The following is a 16,086-nucleotide window of genomic DNA, read 5'->3' on the forward strand; positions in this document are numbered from 1 at the left end:
GCTATCCCTTGGCTTCATCCAGATGCAGGTCTTTTTCACCGGCTTCTTCCCCGCCATCCTCGCGTTTCAGGCGGCTGAAGACCAGGGTCGAAACGAGGGTGAAGCCGCCCAGGACAAAAAACGCCTTATGCAGGCCATCGAGCATCAGGCTCGGGTTTGCGGTGGCTTCGGTTGGCAGGAAAAATATCGTCGTCAGGCCCGCCGCGGCCACCCCGAACGATACCGACAATTGCTGTAATGTGCTGGCAATGGTGCTGGCGCCGCTCGACTGATCGCGCGGGACGTCCGCATAAACCAGGGTGTTCATGCTGGTAAATTGCAGCGACGTCAGCCCGCCGTATACCATCGCCTGCGCGACAATTACCCATATCGGTGTGCCGCGCCCGATGGTTCCGAACATCATCAGCATAAGTCCGAGCGCCAGGGTATTAAAAACCAGAACATTGCGATAGCCGAAGCGTTGCAGCACGCGCGGTAGCAGGAATTTGGTGCTCATAGAGGCGATGGCTTGCGGCATGATCAACAGGCCCGATTGTACCGGTGTCAGGCCCAGGCCGACTTGATACAGCATCGGCAGAAGAAACGGCGCACCGCCGATACCCAGCCGGGTAATGAAGCTGCCGCTGACACTGGTGGCAAACGTCCGTATGCGGAATAAGGTCATGTTTAACAGCGGAAAGGCCGTTTTTGTCGCATGCATGCCATAGCCGAACAAAAGTAAGAACGAAATGGCGAGCAGGCCGAATATGCCGCCCAGGCCCAAACGGTGTTCCCCGAAGACCTCCAGAACATAGGAGAGCAGAGCGACACCGGAACTGAACAGAATAAGCCCCAGTACGTCCAGGGGGCGGGGCGTAGTGCCCCGATAGTCAGGCATGTTCAGCCACACGAGTGCTGCGCCCAAGATGCCTACCGGTATATTGACGAAGAAGATGACGCGCCAGTGCAGGTAGTCGACGATCAGGCCACCGATGAGCGGCCCCAGCATTGGTGCAATCAAGGCAGGGACGGCTACGAAGCTCATGGCGCGTACCAGATCGGCGCGGGAAAAGGTTTGTACCATCACCAGCCGCCCGACCGGCGTCATCATTGCACCGCCCATGCCCTGCAACACACGGCAGGCCACCAGGACATGGATGTTGGTCGACAGGCCGCACAGTAGCGACCCAAGGGTAAACAGGCCGATGGCGGCGGCGAAAACGCGACGGGTACCGAAACGATCCGCCATCCAGCCACTGATCGGAATGAAGACGGCGAGGCTGAGCGTATAGCTCGATAACACGGCCTTCATACTGAGCGGCGTGACATCCAGCGACTTGGCTATGACGGGCACACCGGTGTTAAGAATGGTGGTGTCCAGCGCCTCCATGAAGAAGGCGACGGCGACTAGCCAGGGCAAAAGACGCTGGGCCATATCTGGCGCCGGAGAGGGAAGGGCGCTCGACACGTCTGAATCTCCTGGGTTGTTCGAGGCAATGCCTTAAGGCAAAATTCTGTATAGGCAACCGTCCATGTCGATAATAACAAAACAATATCAGAAAAGCGTCATTTGAGGATCGCCACCGCGAAAGCGTGAGAAATCCATCGGACGGCTGGGTTTATCCAGACCGTACCGTTTGACCGCCAGGCTAAACCGCTTGTGGATCATATCGGCATAGACGCCGGTGCCCGTCATACGTTTTCCGAACTCGGCGGTGTACAACTTGCCTCCACGTGTTTGACGGATCAGGTTCAGCACCTTGTCGGCGCGGTCAGGGACGTGGGTGCGCAGCCATTCTTCGAACAGGTCTTTCACTTCATGCGGGAGGCGGACAAGTGTAAAGCCGGCGCGATAGGCGCCGGCTTCGGCGGACGCTTTCAATATGGCTTCCAATTCATGACAGGCCAGGCCGGGAATGACGGGTGCCGCCAGCACACTGACCGGTATGCCGGCTTCGTGCAGGCCTCGTATCGTGTCGAGCCGTTTCGACGGCGTGGCCGCGCGGGGTTCCATGACGCGGGCAAGATCGCGATCGAGCGTGGTGATGGACAGGCAGGCCTTGAACAGGTTTTCCCTGGCCATAGGCGCCAGTATATCGAGATCGCGCAGGATGAGCGCCGACTTGGTGACGATGTTCACCGGATGGCGGAATTCGTACATGACCTCGAGCAAGCTACGCGTCAGACGTTCTGACTTTTCCGTCGGCTGATATGCATCGGTATTGATGCCAAGCATCAGGGGCGCGGGCTTGTAATTGCGCGCGGACAATTCTTCGCGCAGACGGGCGGCAGCATCGGGCTTGCGGAAGATCCGCGTTTCGAAATCCATGCCCGGCGACAGGTCGAGATAGGCATGGGTGGGCCTTGCGAAGCAGTAGATGCAGCCGTGTTCGCACCCCTTGTACGGGTTTATAGAGCGGTCGAAGCCGATATCGGGCGACGTGTTGCGCGTAATGACGTGGCGGGCGGTATCGATGCCAAGGATTGTCGGCCGGCGCTCTCGCGCCCACTCTTCGCGATCATGATCGCTCCAACCGTCATCAATATCGTACCGGTCAGCCGCATCGAACCGCGATGATGGCCGGTTGGATACGGAGCCACGTCCCTTGCGCGGCAAGGCAGGCAGGGCTTCCGGACTGGTCGTGTCATAAAGGACGGACATCCCGCCACTATAGTTGCGGAATGGAACAAATCAAGAACAAATTCGCGCAGCTACGGCCCAGTATTGAAGAACTGGCTGCACATGGCCACCAGCCGGTCGTGCGCGCCGTAGGTGAAACGGAACACGCCGGTCGAATAGATCATGATGAAGAGCCCGCGTGATGTGCGGTCGTTGACAACGTAGAGCTCGGTCGTCAGGTCGTTGGGATCGTTCGAGGCGACATGGGCGGCCCCGATGTCTTCGCGCAGGATGGTATCGACCTCGACGCGGGTCATGCCGAACCGGACCTTGTTGCGCATTTCGATATCACTGGTGACTATGGCATCGCTGGGCGCGTAACCGGTAGCGCGACAGTCGTCGACGGGCGGCGCCATAGGGGCGCCGGCCAGCCAGACCGTAAGCAAAACTCCCGCGCTCACCATAGACATGCCTCCAACCCTGCAGACCCTAGCACAGGCCGCCCCAGGGTCAATTGGCCGATCAAGCCGCCTTTTTTGTGGCCTTTTTCGCAGGCTGCCGCGTGAACGGCTTCACGCCGTCATCATAGATGATGGTGCCCGGACGGGCAGGATCGAGCGAGAAGGCGGGTTTAAGCGGGCTTTTGTGGCCCTTGAACCCGCCGGTTGCCATCTTGTACAGGCGGGCGAATACGACCTTGAACGGTTCCAGGAGTTTCGGAGACGACGCCAGGCTGGGGTTGAGGCCAAACAAGCGGCGCAACAGCCCGTTGGCGTAGATGACGTTGGCGCGCCACAGGGCGCGGGGCGTCATGAACTCGATCGACAGTGACACATTGACCATGTTGCCATTGACGATACGGTGCGGCGCGTTTTGAGGCCAGGTCAGCATTTCGCCGGGCTTCAGATCGTGAATCATCGCCTGGCGGTCGAAGGCGGCCTCATAGGGCAGGTTTTCGTCGCTTTCGCGCAGGGCGATGCCTTCGATCTGGCGATCGGTGAAGAATCCGGCGTCGGCAGGGTAGAGGTAGACGGTCTTCACGCCGCGGATCTGCCACAACATGACCATGGGCATGTCGAGGTGATAGACGACGTGGGCATTGGGTGAGGAGATCAGAAGGCCGAGGTCGGTTTTCAGATTATGCGTGCCGGTTTTTTCCGCCACTTCCTTGAAAATGGCATCACACAGGGCGCCGACGGCGGGATCGGCGTGGTTGACGCGGCGCAGGTTGAGCCACAGGCGCCCGGCCTTCACGGCGTCCATCAGGGCGCGGCCATCCAGCTCGGTTCCATCGCTGGCCGTCTTGCGACCCAGATACCATTCGCCGAAAATGGTCGGTTCATAGCCCATGGTAAAGACTTCTACACTGTCGCGCGGATACCGGTCGATCAGGGCGATAAGGGCCTCTTCGCTGAACAGTTCATTGTCGGCGACGGTCTGGGTGAATACCAGAGGCTCGCGGGTGAAGGCGCGCTGCGTCTCAGGCGTCCAGTTGATGAGGGTCATGATCTAAACCTTTGTCGTTTTCAGACGGCTTTGCGGCAATCTGGCGTTTTTTTAGTAGGCTGGCGCCGTAGAATTTCATCTTGAACGGCGGAAACCACAGGGTCTTGCCCAGCCCGCGCGCCGCCTTGTCGAGGATGAAGGCGCGGCGGGGGTGGCGAATGGCGAAGGCAAACAGGCTGGCCATCCCGAACAGGGCGGCCTGAATCACGCCCTGCGCCATCCAGCCCGCGCAGGCGATAAACCGTCCGTTGGTACCGGTGGAATGGCTTGGCCCCTGACCGTAGGCAAAGCCACGTCTCAGCGTGTAGCTGAAGCCGGCGCGATGCGGCGGCACGTCTTCGAAAACCGGTGCTTCGGCTGCCCAGGCCATGACCTTGCCGTCCGCCTTCATGGCGGTGAACAGGATGTCATCCTCGCCGCCCATTTCGTTTTGAAGAACGCTGAATGGCGTTTTTGAGGGCAGGGCAGCGGTGCGCAGCAAGGCGTTGCCGCAGCCATAGTAGTAAGGCAGCAGGCCTGACTGTTCCGGGCCAAATCGTGAAAAGAAATGGGTGAAATAGGCGGCGTGCGGCGAACCGGCATCCGGCACCCGCGCCGTCACCGGCCCGAACACGACATCGGCGTCGAAGCGGCGCTGGGTGGCGACCATTTCCGCTAGCCAGCCTTCGGGCGCTTCCTCGTCGTCGTCGAGAAAGGCGATGAAGGCGCAGTCGCAGGCGGCCACCGCGGTGTTGCGCGCATTGGCGACGCCGGTCGCCGGCTCATGCAGGAAGGTCACCGGAAAGGGAGCGTCGAAGGCGGCGACCTGTGGCCTTGCGGAGGCTTCCGGGCTGTTGTCGCACACGATGAGGTGGCTGACTCCGGTTTGAACACAGATGGAGCGCATGGCCGTGGCCAGACCCTCCGGCCGGCGGAATGTCGGAATGATGACGCACACGCTGGCCGCGCGGTCGGCGGCCATTGGCGGTTTCAACGGGAAAGCGCCGGTATCCGGCATCAATCGGCTCCTTGCGACGTCCTCAGCCGGCGCGGTGCGGCGGCAAAGGCGTAGGCCACACCCTTGGCGCGGCTGACAAAATCGAGTTCAAGACAGGCGATCTGGTCGAAGCGCCGGTTCAGACGGGTTACGGCATCGGCCACGCGTCCGCCCATGGCGCCCTGGACGCGGGTGGCAACATTTGCCAACCCGGCGCCGAACCGCGCGGAGGAAGACGCGCCGTAGATGCGCGTGTGGCGAACATCATAGGCGGTATTGCTGAAGGAATCCTTGTAGTGGCTCTGACCGGTCGAGAGATCGTAATAACTGACGCCGTTTTCCTTGAGTACAGCCTGGCAATCGGTCAGGAAGATTGAGCCGGGAGAGAAGACGCCGAACGACGGATCGTAGCTGGATACCCATGGATGCATGCGGTCACGCAGCCGCAGGCCATAGTGGAACATGACCGGGGTGCCGCCGATGGTCATGGTCAGCAGGGACCCGTGCAGGCCGGTTTCGGGGGCGTCATACAAACGTTCGAACAGTGCCGTGGCCCAAGGTGGGGCGAGGAAATCGTGCAGGCCGTTCCGCAGGATCTGTTCCCGTTTCAGGCGCATCATCTGGTCATAATGGCCGCGGTCGCGGTCCGTCAGGATGAAGCCTACGTCGCCGTGCATTTCGATCATATTGCGGCGATGGCGATTTATGTTCTTGCGGTGCTTACGCGTGACATTGTTGGTGGTCTCATCAAAGCTCAGGTCGATGCCGTAGGCCGTGTCCGCTTCGCCGCCGGTTTCGCCGAAGACGTTGTGAGGATCGACAAGGCCGATGGCCTGAAAGCGGTCTATGCGGGCCAGCTTGAGTGCCTGACGGCCGTCGATACCTGGATTGGGAAAGGTGATCAGGGCGCTGTAATCGGCGAAGGGCGCGCCGGCGGGACGGGCAAACCGATGCGGCCGGCGATGATGGGGCAGAAACCCAATAACCTTACCCATACGACGAAAAATCGCGACGTAGACGTCGTCGCGCACACTGGCGACGGCCTGCGTCCATTCCGGCGACAGAAGCGGAGACTTGAAAAGGTCCGTTGCCTGACACATGGCCTGCCACAGGCCTAAATCGAGATCGCTTAGCGCGCTCGCCTTAACCACTTCACACGTCAGACGCATTGTTACCTTCGACACAAAAACAACCCCACCATGCCACGTCCTGCAAGCTTTGCGCCACAAACCCTGTGCCAGGAAGGGATTGAAGGGATTTGTCCGCCAAAAGGGGTGGTTTGCGAGGCAGAGGCGACCTGGCGACTCTGTTCGGACTGGCCGTGCCGGCCTTGATCGACGGCGCCGAAACACTGTTCTCGCTGGACACGGGCACCGAAAGCTTGTCTGGTCTGGGCTTCCTACTGATTCCCCCTTTCTATATGGCGCGGCATGTATGCGTGGATCATCGGGCGATGGAGGCATCGCAGCCCGTCATGATAAATCGCGTCAAAAATCCGCGTGCTGAACGCGACTGGTCCAGGGCCGGATGGCTTGGCCTGCGGATCGAAGATATTTTTATGCCATAGCTGTCAAAGGAGTATTCATGCTCAATATCCTCAAGACCGGTGTGTTGTCAGCGACCGCTCTGCTCGGTGCATTCCTGGCGCCGATGGCTCACGCCACAACGACAGAGACCGTGACCTTGGCTGCGTCGCCGCCCACCGACGCGAAACCCGCCTTGTGGGTGATAAAGGATGCCGATTCCACCATTTACTTGTTCGGCAGCATCCACGTCATGAAGCCCGGCACTAACTGGTTCAACCCGCAGGTCCAGACAGCCTTCGACAGCGCCCAGGATGTCTGGTTTGAAGTGCCCAATCTCGACGATCAGGCCGCTGCGGCCGCCATCGCCCAGAAATATATGATAGATCCGTCCGGCAGCCTGACCAGCGGTCTGACCCCGCAGGAAATCACACAGCTTGACGCTCTGCTGAAGCCGATGGGCGGCAGCACCGCCGCATTCAAGAACCTGCGCAAGTGGGCGGTCGGTTTGGTCGTTACCCTCCAGCAGATCAATCAACTCGGCTATTCGCCTAAGGAAGGCGTTGACGTCACCCTGATGGCCAAGGCGCGCCAGGCGAACAAGGGCGTTCGCGGCTTCGAAACCTTGCAGCAACAGATGGAACTGCTGGTGCCGACCAGTGACGAAGAAGAATTGAAGGGATTGCGCACCCTGTTGAAGGACAGCGCCACGGTCGATACCGACATCCGCAACCTGTTCGACGCCTGGACACGCGGCGACGAGACTGACCTGGAAACCTTCCTTGTGGACAAGATCAAGAGTGAAGACGCCAATGTCTACCAACGACTGATCGTTCAGCGCAATGCGGCCTGGGAACCCCAGATCGAGACTATCCTGGCGGGTAAGGGCACGACGTTCATCGCCGTGGGGGCCGGTCACTTGATCGGACCGGACAGCGTGATCAAGATGCTCAAGGCCCACGGTATAAAGGTGGAGCGTGTCCGGTATTGAGACACCTGTATCGATTTGATCCTTAATAAAAGGTTAAAAATCGGCCCGACACTTGCAGGCGAGTGATCCCGGTATGTTTCAACCGGGAGTCAGTCATGCAGAGTGCCAATTTAAGTAAGTCACCTCAGTCACCCAAAACCGGCCAGCTAAGCTGGATGCTCGACAGCGGGCTGGCCATTGTCGCCGCCGTTGCCATAGTTGCCGTCATCGTGCCCGCTGGCATCTGGCTGCACAGGTCGCAAAATCCCGACGTCACGATCAAGGCGTTCACGGCGGAAACCGATCCCGACGTGACGGAATCGCAGGCTGGCCCGACCGGGTCGCCGCTCCTGTGGGTTTTGAAAGAGGCAGATTCGACCGTGTACCTGTTTGGTGCGCCCGATACCGGCGCGGTGAGCAGCGCGGGAATGACCGGCTGGATGGACCGGCGCCTGTTCACCGCTTTCGACAGCGCCAATCGGGTATTTTTTGAAGCCGCGAACTATCCCCAAAGCCGTCCTGGTGAAAAAGCCATGCCTGGCCCGGAAAGCGTGCTCTTCCATCGCGCCCGTCACCTGACGATAAAGACCGAGGCGCTGGGCAGCGGGGTCGGTGGCGTGTCCTTGCCGGCCGCCGCCTGGAGGACAGGTGACGAGAAGGCCATGACCGAGCGGCTTATGCTTGGGGCGCAGTCCAATCCGGATAGATATGCGGCCTTGGTTCACCGCAATACGCTGTTGGTGCCGCGTATGGAGGCGGCGATTTCCGCCGGAGGGGTCAGCTTTGTCACGGTCGGGGCGTCACATTTGATCGGCCCTGACGGCGTGGTGAAGCAATTGCGTAAACGGGGCCATCGTTTGACGCGGCTGGATTCGGTGGCAACTGTCAGGCCTGCCATGTAACCCGTTAGTAAGGTTGGTAGGATATACAATCTGGGGCTTTCGTGGCTCGGATTACTCCCCGGGGGACTACAATGCAGGTCAATGCGCTTCGCCAGTCGCTGAAAACGGCCGTGTCGGCAAAGCCGTCACCGCCAGCGTGGCGATGGCCGGTCCTTATCGGCGCCGTGGCATTGGTTGCGGCGGCTGCCGGGGTTGTCGGCATCAGTCACTGGCATCGGGCGACATCGGCAACTCACATCGCGCGTCCTCTGACACCGGCTGAACGCAATGCCGCCGAAGCTCAGGCAGGCCCGACCGGATCGCCACTGCTGTGGGTCGTCAAGAATGGTGATGCCACTCTCTATCTGTTTGGCAGCATCCACATGCTACGACAGAATTTGAACTGGATGGACCCGCGCCTGTTTCAGGCGTTCGATACCTCCGACGAAGCCTGGTTCGAATTGCCCGATCTGGAGTATAAGCCCACGTTCAAGGGCTTCAAGGCGACGGCCTATGCCAACCGGCCGGTCTTGCTCGATGGCCTGAGCGATCTTGAAAAACATCAGCTTGAAACCATCGTCAATCGGTACAACTACACGCTTGACGACCTTGTGCGGGTAAAGCCGTCCGCCATGGCGGGATTTATATCGCAAATGGATATGGTCGCTGGCGGTTTCAGTGTCGACCGGGGCGTCGACTACAACCTGTTCCGCCGGGCGAAGTCGCTGAAGATGAAGATTGACGGCTTTGAATCCAATTCGGTTCATTACAGCTATCTGTCCGATCGAGAGGCGCCAACCCAGGCGGAAGGCACACAGGCGCTCAAGCAGGCGCTGGCGGCGCATTTCGGCACAGGTGTGGTGCCTGATGACATACACGTGCTTGCGGGACACTGGCGCGCGGGCGATCAAAAGGCCCTGACCGAGTCCGTCGATCGCTTGGCCACGGAAACCCCGGAGATCTATAAAACCCTCCTGGTCAAACGTAACAGTCTGTGGATGCCGCGCATTGAGGCGATACTAAAGGGCAAGCATCGGGTATTTGCCACGGTCGGCGTGGCGCATCTGGTTGGTCCGGATGGTCTGGTGACACAGTTGCGGGCGCGTGGCTATGAGGTGACGCGTCTCGATCCGACCCCAAAATCCTAAGTAGACCAAAATCTTAGGGGCTAAATCAGGCCAATCGCCATAGCGGTCAGCACGCTGTGCTGGAGCTGGCCGCCGCGAATGAAGCGGTCATTGGCTAGAATGTCGGCCTGGCGGCGAGCGTCTTCGGCTGCCGCGGTTTCATCACCCTTTTCCATATCGTAGCGGGCGGTAATCGCGGCCGATAGCGCCGCCAACGCATCAGGAAGCGTGGCGCCAACCCCTTCCAGATCGTCCTGGCGGACGCGAAAGCCGCCGCCGGCAAGCAGGCTGATCGAAGGTGTGGTCATGGCACTTTCTTTCGTATGAAACCTTTATGACACAAAGGGCAGCGCTTGAATATAGCCTGTGAATATCATTGACAACCGGGCGATTTTTCTACAAAAGGCGCGCCTAAGCCCCAAAAGCTTAGATTTGTTTGTCCCTTCCGTAGCCGCGGCGGGGATTTTCTCTTTTGGGATGTTATGACCATGGCTCAATCTGAAGATCATTTGTTCGGTGTGTACGCGCGGGCGCCTATCGAGGTGGAACGCGGCGAAGGAACCCGACTTTATGACCGATCGGGCCGCGAATATCTCGATTTCGTGCAAGGCATTGCCGTCAACGGCCTGGGGCATGCGCCGCAGGTCCTGATCGACGCCATGACCGAGCAGGCGAAGAAGCTGTGGCACGTCTCAAACATCTTCACCATTCCGGGTCAGGAAACACTGGCGGCCAAGCTATGCGACGCGTCTTTCGCCGATCAAGTCTTTTTCACCAATTCCGGCACGGAAGCGGTAGAGTGCGCGCTTAAGCTGGTGCGTAAATATCATACCTCGAAGGGCCATCCGGAACGCATTGACGTCATCGGTTTCGAAGGCGCCTTCCACGGCCGCACCTATGCCGCCGTGACCGCTGCGGGCAATGAAACCTATCTGGCCGGATTCGGTCCGCGCCTGCCGGGCTTCGTCCATCTGTCGCTGGATGACCATGCTGCCATCAAGGCTGCCGCCGAGGCGCCGACCGCTGCCGCCATCATTGTCGAGCCCGTTCAGGGTGAAGGCGGCGCTCGTGCGCTGACCGACGCTGAACTGACCTACCTGCGCCAGCTTTGCGACGACAACGGTCTGCTGCTCATTTTCGATGAAATCCAGTGCGGCATGGGCCGGACCGGACGGATGTGGGCCTATGAGCATTCCGGTGTTACACCGGATGTAATGACGATCGCCAAGGCGCTTGGCGGCGGTTTCCCGATCGGCGCCTGCCTGGCCACGCGCGATGCGGCGTCCGGTATGGTCGTCGGTTCGCACGGCTCGACCTTCGGCGGAAATCCCCTGGCCATGGCTGTCGGCCTGGCAGCATTCGATGAAATTGCCAAGCCGGAGTTGCTCGAGAACGTTCGCAAGCAGGCGGGCTATCTCAAGCAGCAACTGGAAGGCCTCAAGGCAGCCTGGCCGGACATGATCGAGGACGTGCGGGGCAAGGGGCTTCTGGTGGGCATCAAACTCAAGCCGAACAATCGTGAAATCATGGGGTTGGCGCGCGACAATAACCTGCTGATCGCGGGTGGATCCGACAATTGCGTGCGCATGTTGCCGCCGCTCAACCTCACTGAGGCGGATGCCCGCGAGGCCTTGGCGCGACTGGAAAAAACCTTCGCCGCCGCCCGCGCAAAGGCCAGGGAAACGGCCTAAGCCCACTAAAAAGCCCCCTCATTTGCCGTGAGACATACCGTCTGCACAGGGCGGATGCGGGGGGCATTTTCAAAATCCGAGGGAGTCACATATGACCCGCCATTTTCTCGATATCTGCGATCTGACCACTGAAGAGCTGCGCGCCATCGTCGACGATGCGCACGCCCGCAAGCGCCTGCGCAAGGGCTGGCCCAAGGGCAAGCCCGACGCCGACGCACCGGCGCGCGAACGCGTCCTGGCCATGATTTTCCAGAAAAATTCCACCCGCACCCGCTTCTCGTTCGATGCCGCTATCCGCCAACTGGGCGGTCAGGCCATCATTTCGACCGCCAATGACATGCAATTGGGGCGTGGCGAGCCGATTGAGGACACTGCCAAGGTGCTGTCACGTATGGTCGATGCCATCATGATCCGCGCCAACGATCACGATGACGTGCTGCGCCTGGCCAAGGTCTCCGAAGTGCCGGTAATCAACGGCCTGACCAACCAGTCGCATCCGTGCCAAATCCTTGCCGACATCATGACGATCGAAGAGCATCGCGGCGCCATCGAGGGCAAGACCTTGGCCTGGGTCAGTGACGGCAACAATGTCTGCAATAGCTTCATCCATGCGGCGGCGCGTTTCGGCTTTACGCTGAACATCGCCTGTCCGGCAGGTTACAAGCCATCGCAGGAGGCCATGGTCTTTGCCTCGGAATCGCGCGCCAATGTGGTGGTCACCCAAAGCCCGGAAGACGCTGTGCGCGGCGCCGACGTGGTGATGGCCGATACCTGGGTGTCGATGGGCGACCTGGATCACGACGAGCGCCTGGAGGCCTTTCAGTCCTATCAGGTCAACGCCGAGCTGATGAGGCTGGCCAAGCCGGACGCCCTGTTCCTGCATTGCCTACCGGCCCATCGGGGTGAGGAAGTGACCGAGGATGTCATCGACGGTCCGCAATCGGTCATATGGGACGAAGCGGAAAACCGCATACATGCGCAAAAAGCCGTCCTGGCTTGGTGTTTTAGCGCGTCATCCCTGGCAAGCTGATGCGGGGTCTGCGCTTGCGGGCCATTGTTCTGCGTAAGGCCGCTGGTCAAAACAGTTGCGGACCGGGCGAGCCGCTACGCCTTTGGGAACTGCGGCGGCGGGGCGGTTTGGACGCCGAGAAGGTTCAGCACGTGCACGATCAGGAACATAGTGGCCGTGAAGGTCAGTAGCATGAAGAAGGTCCACGGCACCATCCGTGGACCTTTTTTGGGATTCATAGGGCGGGTGCCCATGAAGCCGAAAAAGGTTGTAAAAAGAGCGGCAACGGTCGCCAAAATCGCCGTAACGGGTAAATCGAGTTCCATGACTTCGCATATGTATGTTAAACGCGCGTCAGGCAAGACGCGCCGTATGCGAGGACAGTATTTACCACCGATTGTGGCTTTTCTCGCAATGAGCAATTGCCTTGGAGAAGTTTCCACAGAAGATTAGCGGTCATCCATATATGGTAGTTAACAAAGTGTTTACACTCAACATAATGTTGTCTACGTTTGCTACTTGGAATTAGGGGAATCGCATGAGCGCGAACGCACCTTGGAGTGTGAAGGGTATAGATGCCAAGGCGCGCGAAGTCGCCAAGGATCTGGCGCGTCGCTCAGGCATGACCCTTGGGGAATGGCTGAACCAGATGATTCTCCAGGGGGAGGATGTCGCGGCCTTGATTTCCCGCGAACGCAGTCGCGTTGAAGCGCCTGTTCGCGCGGCGCGGCGCGGCCCCGAGCCTCAAATTCAATACGACGAAGAAGACTACGAAGCCGAAATCGCGCCGCGCGCCCGTCGTGCACCGATCTATCGCGAAGTCGGCTATAACGAACTGTCCGGAGGCCGCATGGCCCGCAATGAAGATCGCAACGACGGCCGCAGGACGGCCGCGCCTTTTTCTTCAGCGGCGCAGCCGCTGTCGTCGCGCGACCTGCGTCGCAAGTCAATCTTCGAGGATCGTCCGCGCTTTGACGACAGTCATCGCGCCGAAGAGGCTGACTACGAAACGGCGTCAACCGATCTGAACCGTGTGGCTCGTGCGCTGGAAACCCTGGGCTCGCGCATTGAAAATTCCGAAACGCGGTCTGCTACGGCTGTCCGGGGCGTGTCGCACGCCGTCGAATCTGTGCTCAGCCGACTGGAGCGCTCAGAAGCCGCCCATGCCGAGACCAAGGATCGCATCGAAGAGCAGACCCAAGGGGTATTGTCGTCTTTCGAACGTATCGCCCGTGCCGAAGAAGATCAGGGCGCCATTGCCCGCCGTCTTGAACAGGCCGAGCGTCTGATAGATGCCCAGGCTGAGCGTCTGGAAGGGCTGTCCGGCCATCTGCGCGAAGAGCGCGATCGTGTCGCCGGGCTTGAAGACCGTTTGAAATCGCCGGAGGCCAGTGAGCCCCTGCGTGCCGTCGAGGGGGCACTTGGTCGCCTGGCGAACCAGCTTTATGAAGGTGAGGCCCGTACACGCGACACGTTGAAGGATGTGCGCGGCGATATGGTTGGCCTGTCGCACCGTCTTGCCCAGGTCGAGTTGCGCGATCCGGATCGGTCAGCGCAAATTCTGATCGATAAGGTGGTTGCGCAGTTGGCGCACCGTCTCGAAGCTGCCGAGGCCCAGACCACGGGCGCCATCAAGACCCTGGAGCAGGCCTTCAAATCTTTGGACGGCCGTCTGAACCGTGTTGAAGATGGCGGCGATGTCTCCGACCCGGAGACCATGCGCTCATTGACCGGCCTGGCAGCAGATCTGTCGCGCCGCGTCGAGGAGTCACGTCAGGACCTGCTCAACGCCTTGCAGACGGGTAAGCAGGAAACCATCGAGCTGGCGGTTAAGGTTGTTGGTGAGCGCATCGAGCAATCGGAAAAGCGGTCGGCGGATGCCATTGAGCGCCTCGGCAAGGACGTGGTCCGCATCGCTGACACCTTCAATCGCCGGGTTTCTACCGTCGAAGCGACGAGCCGTGACGGCTTGTCGCGGTTGGGCGGCGATGTTCAACGCCTGAGCGATTCCATCGACGGCCGTATCGGTCGTAGCGAAAATCAGCACGCTCAAGCGCTTGAGCGCCTTGGCGGCGAAATCGCCCGCATCTCAGAGCGCTTGAACACCAAGCTGGTCGACTCGGAGCGCCGCACGGCGCAGGTGTTGGGGGCTGTCAGTGAGCAACTGGAACAGAACCGCGATCATGTACGCAGCGACCTGTCCGAGCGAATCCGCCAGAGCGAAGCCCGCACGGCCAAGCTTTTGGAAGACACGCGCGCGCGGATCGATGCCCGCTTGGCCAAGGTACAGACTGAAAGCCTTCTGAAGGAAGCCGAGCCGCGTACCGCACGCACCGTGACGCCGGAGCCCGAGCCACGCGTTCTGCCAAATCCGTTTGAAAACGTGGCGGCGGCCTTTGCGCCGGAGCCCAAGGCCGCACCGGTCCCCGAAGCTGCGATCGACGGGTTTGAAGAGCCGGCTCAGGACGTTTACAACGCTCAGTTTGATGCGCCTGAACCGGATAGGGGTGAGACGTCCAAGAATGAGCGCTTCGACCTGACCGGCGAGGTCCTGGGGCCTGTCACGCGCTTCGCAAACAGCGATTTCAAACCCGACTTCGATCCGTTCGAAGAAGACGATTTGGAAGCCGATCTGGTGTCGCCGGAGCCCGCGCCGCTGCATGTCGAAAAGTCACAAGTCCACGCCGTTCCGCCGGTTATCGATGAGGATGACAGCGATCCGTTTGCTGACATCGAAGTCTCACGAAAAACAGCTCCGCGCTCGGTGAGTTTTGCCGAAAGCCATCCGGCTCCGTCGACCAGCAGCCAGAGTCCTTTTGATGATGATGACGATTTGCCGGTTGGTGAAGCGGTGTCCATGTCGACGCGCGACGCCTTGGCCGCGGCCCGGGCAGCAGTGCGCGCCAGCATGGAAGGCGACAGCCTTGGTACATTGAAATCCGGCCCGTCGCGTAGCCGCGGCATAAAACCTGATACGTCGAGCAAGGCCGCCGCCAAGGCAGGTAGCACGTTAAGCAATACGCTGAAGGCGTCGTCTATTGCCATGGGTCTGGTCGCGGTCGGTGCCACGGGGCTGGTCGTCGCCAATAAGCTGTCGGACGATAAGAAGGCGCCCCCCCCCATCGTCGCCTCGGCGTTGACGGTCGGCACGCCGGCCAGCGATACGGCCAATCTGGCCAACCTGAAGACGCGCTACGATCTGGCCGATCAGGCGTTGCGCGCAAAGGATCCAAAGGCGATCGACGCCCTGAAGATGGTCGCAAATCAGGGCTACGCCCCGGCGCAATATCGTCTGGGTCAAATTTACAAGGGTGACGAAAAGATCGTTCCGATAGACTTGAGCGAGGCGCGTGCCTGGTTCAAGCGTGCGGCCGAAGGTGGCGTTCCCAATGCCATGTTTATGCTCGGCGCCATGTATTTTGAAGGTGATGGCGGCGTTCAGGATCGCCCGACTGCCGCTATGTGGTTCCGCGAAGCCGCCAAACGGGGCGTTGTGGACAGTCAGTTTAACCTAGCTAGCCTATATCAGAGCGGCGACGGTGTCGCGCTGAACCTCAGCGAGGCCTATAAGTGGATGCGTATTGCCGCCAATAATGGTGACAAGGATGCGCCGAAATATGTCGACGATCTGGCGGCCAAGCTCAGTGAAAGCGAGCGGACGCGTGCGGATATTGCCGTTGCCAATTTCACTCCGATCACGGATGGAGCTCCCTTGCTGGCCGCTCCGGCGGGGTCGGAAGGCAGATAATTCGCATTTTGTTCCAATGTGACTTGTGCCACGCAGCGGCCACGCGTTAAGATTCC

General features: G+C 60.0%; 15 protein-coding genes. 7 read left to right on the plus strand and 8 right to left on the minus strand.

What is annotated here, in order from left to right; genetic code table 11:
- Position 1 precedes the first annotated feature (1 nt).
- The 6 genes from RCJ00_RS12825 to RCJ00_RS12850 form a co-directional block, all read right to left on the minus strand.
- A complete protein-coding gene (locus RCJ00_RS12825) occupies positions 2–1,447 on the minus strand; it encodes a DHA2 family efflux MFS transporter permease subunit (protein WP_316222359.1) in 1,446 nt (481 codons plus the stop codon).
- Between the two features lie 87 nt (positions 1,448–1,534).
- Positions 1,535–2,641: a PA0069 family radical SAM protein gene (locus RCJ00_RS12830; protein ID WP_316222360.1), complete on the minus strand. Its 1,107-nt coding sequence runs from the start codon at positions 2,639–2,641 to the stop codon at positions 1,535–1,537.
- 50 nt (positions 2,642–2,691) lie between these two features.
- Positions 2,692–3,069 (minus strand): hypothetical protein, encoded by a 378-nt coding sequence (locus tag RCJ00_RS12835; RefSeq protein WP_316222361.1) that lies wholly within the window; start codon positions 3,067–3,069, stop codon positions 2,692–2,694.
- 52 nt (positions 3,070–3,121) lie between these two features.
- A complete protein-coding gene (locus tag RCJ00_RS12840; RefSeq protein WP_316222362.1) occupies positions 3,122–4,105 on the minus strand; it encodes a hypothetical protein in 984 nt (327 codons plus the stop codon).
- Entirely contained in the window at positions 4,080–5,102 is a 1,023-nt protein-coding gene (locus RCJ00_RS12845) for a glycosyltransferase (RefSeq protein ID WP_316222363.1), read from the minus strand. The genes RCJ00_RS12840 and RCJ00_RS12845 overlap by 26 nt, the downstream gene beginning before the upstream one ends.
- Positions 5,102–6,250 carry a GNAT family N-acetyltransferase gene (locus tag RCJ00_RS12850; RefSeq protein WP_316222365.1) on the minus strand — a complete coding sequence of 383 codons (1,149 nt, stop codon included), beginning with the start codon at positions 6,248–6,250 and terminating at the stop codon, positions 5,102–5,104. The genes RCJ00_RS12845 and RCJ00_RS12850 overlap by 1 nt, the downstream gene beginning before the upstream one ends.
- Positions 6,251–6,360: 110 nt before the next feature.
- Here RCJ00_RS12850 and RCJ00_RS12855 point away from each other — a divergent pair, with 110 nt between their 5' ends.
- The 4 genes from RCJ00_RS12855 to RCJ00_RS12870 all read left to right on the plus strand — a co-directional run bounded on the left by RCJ00_RS12855 (position 6,361) and on the right by RCJ00_RS12870 (position 9,603).
- Complete coding sequence (locus RCJ00_RS12855) at positions 6,361–6,648, plus strand: hypothetical protein (protein WP_316222366.1); 288 nt, start codon at positions 6,361–6,363, stop codon at positions 6,646–6,648.
- 17 nt (positions 6,649–6,665) lie between these two features.
- A complete protein-coding gene (locus RCJ00_RS12860) occupies positions 6,666–7,595 on the plus strand; it encodes a TraB/GumN family protein (protein ID WP_316222367.1) in 930 nt (309 codons plus the stop codon).
- Positions 7,596–7,690: 95 nt separating this feature from the next.
- A complete protein-coding gene (locus tag RCJ00_RS12865; RefSeq protein WP_316222369.1) occupies positions 7,691–8,476 on the plus strand; it encodes a TraB/GumN family protein in 786 nt (261 codons plus the stop codon).
- 71 nt (positions 8,477–8,547) lie between these two features.
- Positions 8,548–9,603, plus strand: coding sequence for a TraB/GumN family protein (locus RCJ00_RS12870; RefSeq protein WP_316222371.1), 1,056 nt, complete (start codon positions 8,548–8,550; stop codon positions 9,601–9,603).
- Between the two features lie 20 nt (positions 9,604–9,623).
- Here the strand turns inward: RCJ00_RS12870 and RCJ00_RS12875 are convergent, their stop codons facing one another.
- Positions 9,624–9,890, minus strand: coding sequence for a hypothetical protein (locus tag RCJ00_RS12875; protein ID WP_316222372.1), 267 nt, complete (start codon positions 9,888–9,890; stop codon positions 9,624–9,626).
- Between the two features lie 180 nt (positions 9,891–10,070).
- On the opposite strand from RCJ00_RS12875, the gene RCJ00_RS12880 reads away from it, so the two are divergent.
- Together RCJ00_RS12880 and argF are read left to right on the plus strand one after the other, a co-directional pair.
- Complete coding sequence (locus tag RCJ00_RS12880; protein WP_316222373.1) at positions 10,071–11,273, plus strand: aspartate aminotransferase family protein; 1,203 nt, start codon at positions 10,071–10,073, stop codon at positions 11,271–11,273.
- A gap of 91 nt (positions 11,274–11,364) precedes the next feature.
- Positions 11,365–12,303 carry an ornithine carbamoyltransferase gene (argF, locus tag RCJ00_RS12885; RefSeq protein ID WP_316222374.1) on the plus strand — a complete coding sequence of 313 codons (939 nt, stop codon included), beginning with the start codon at positions 11,365–11,367 and terminating at the stop codon, positions 12,301–12,303.
- A 74-nt stretch (positions 12,304–12,377) separates the two neighbouring features.
- On the opposite strand, the gene RCJ00_RS12890 is transcribed toward argF, so the two are convergent.
- The gene (locus tag RCJ00_RS12890) at positions 12,378–12,608 is read right to left on the minus strand and encodes a hypothetical protein (RefSeq protein ID WP_316222375.1); all 231 of its coding nucleotides are present in this window, start codon (positions 12,606–12,608) and stop codon (positions 12,378–12,380) included.
- Between the two features lie 212 nt (positions 12,609–12,820).
- Between RCJ00_RS12890 and RCJ00_RS12895 the strand changes: the two genes are divergently transcribed.
- Positions 12,821–16,030, plus strand: coding sequence for a hypothetical protein (locus RCJ00_RS12895; RefSeq protein WP_316222376.1), 3,210 nt, complete (start codon positions 12,821–12,823; stop codon positions 16,028–16,030).
- The last annotated feature ends 56 nt before the right edge of the window (positions 16,031–16,086 follow it).

This window comes from Asticcacaulis aquihabitans (assembly GCF_032490435.1).
Taxonomy (GTDB): Bacteria; Pseudomonadota; Alphaproteobacteria; order Caulobacterales; family Caulobacteraceae; genus Asticcacaulis.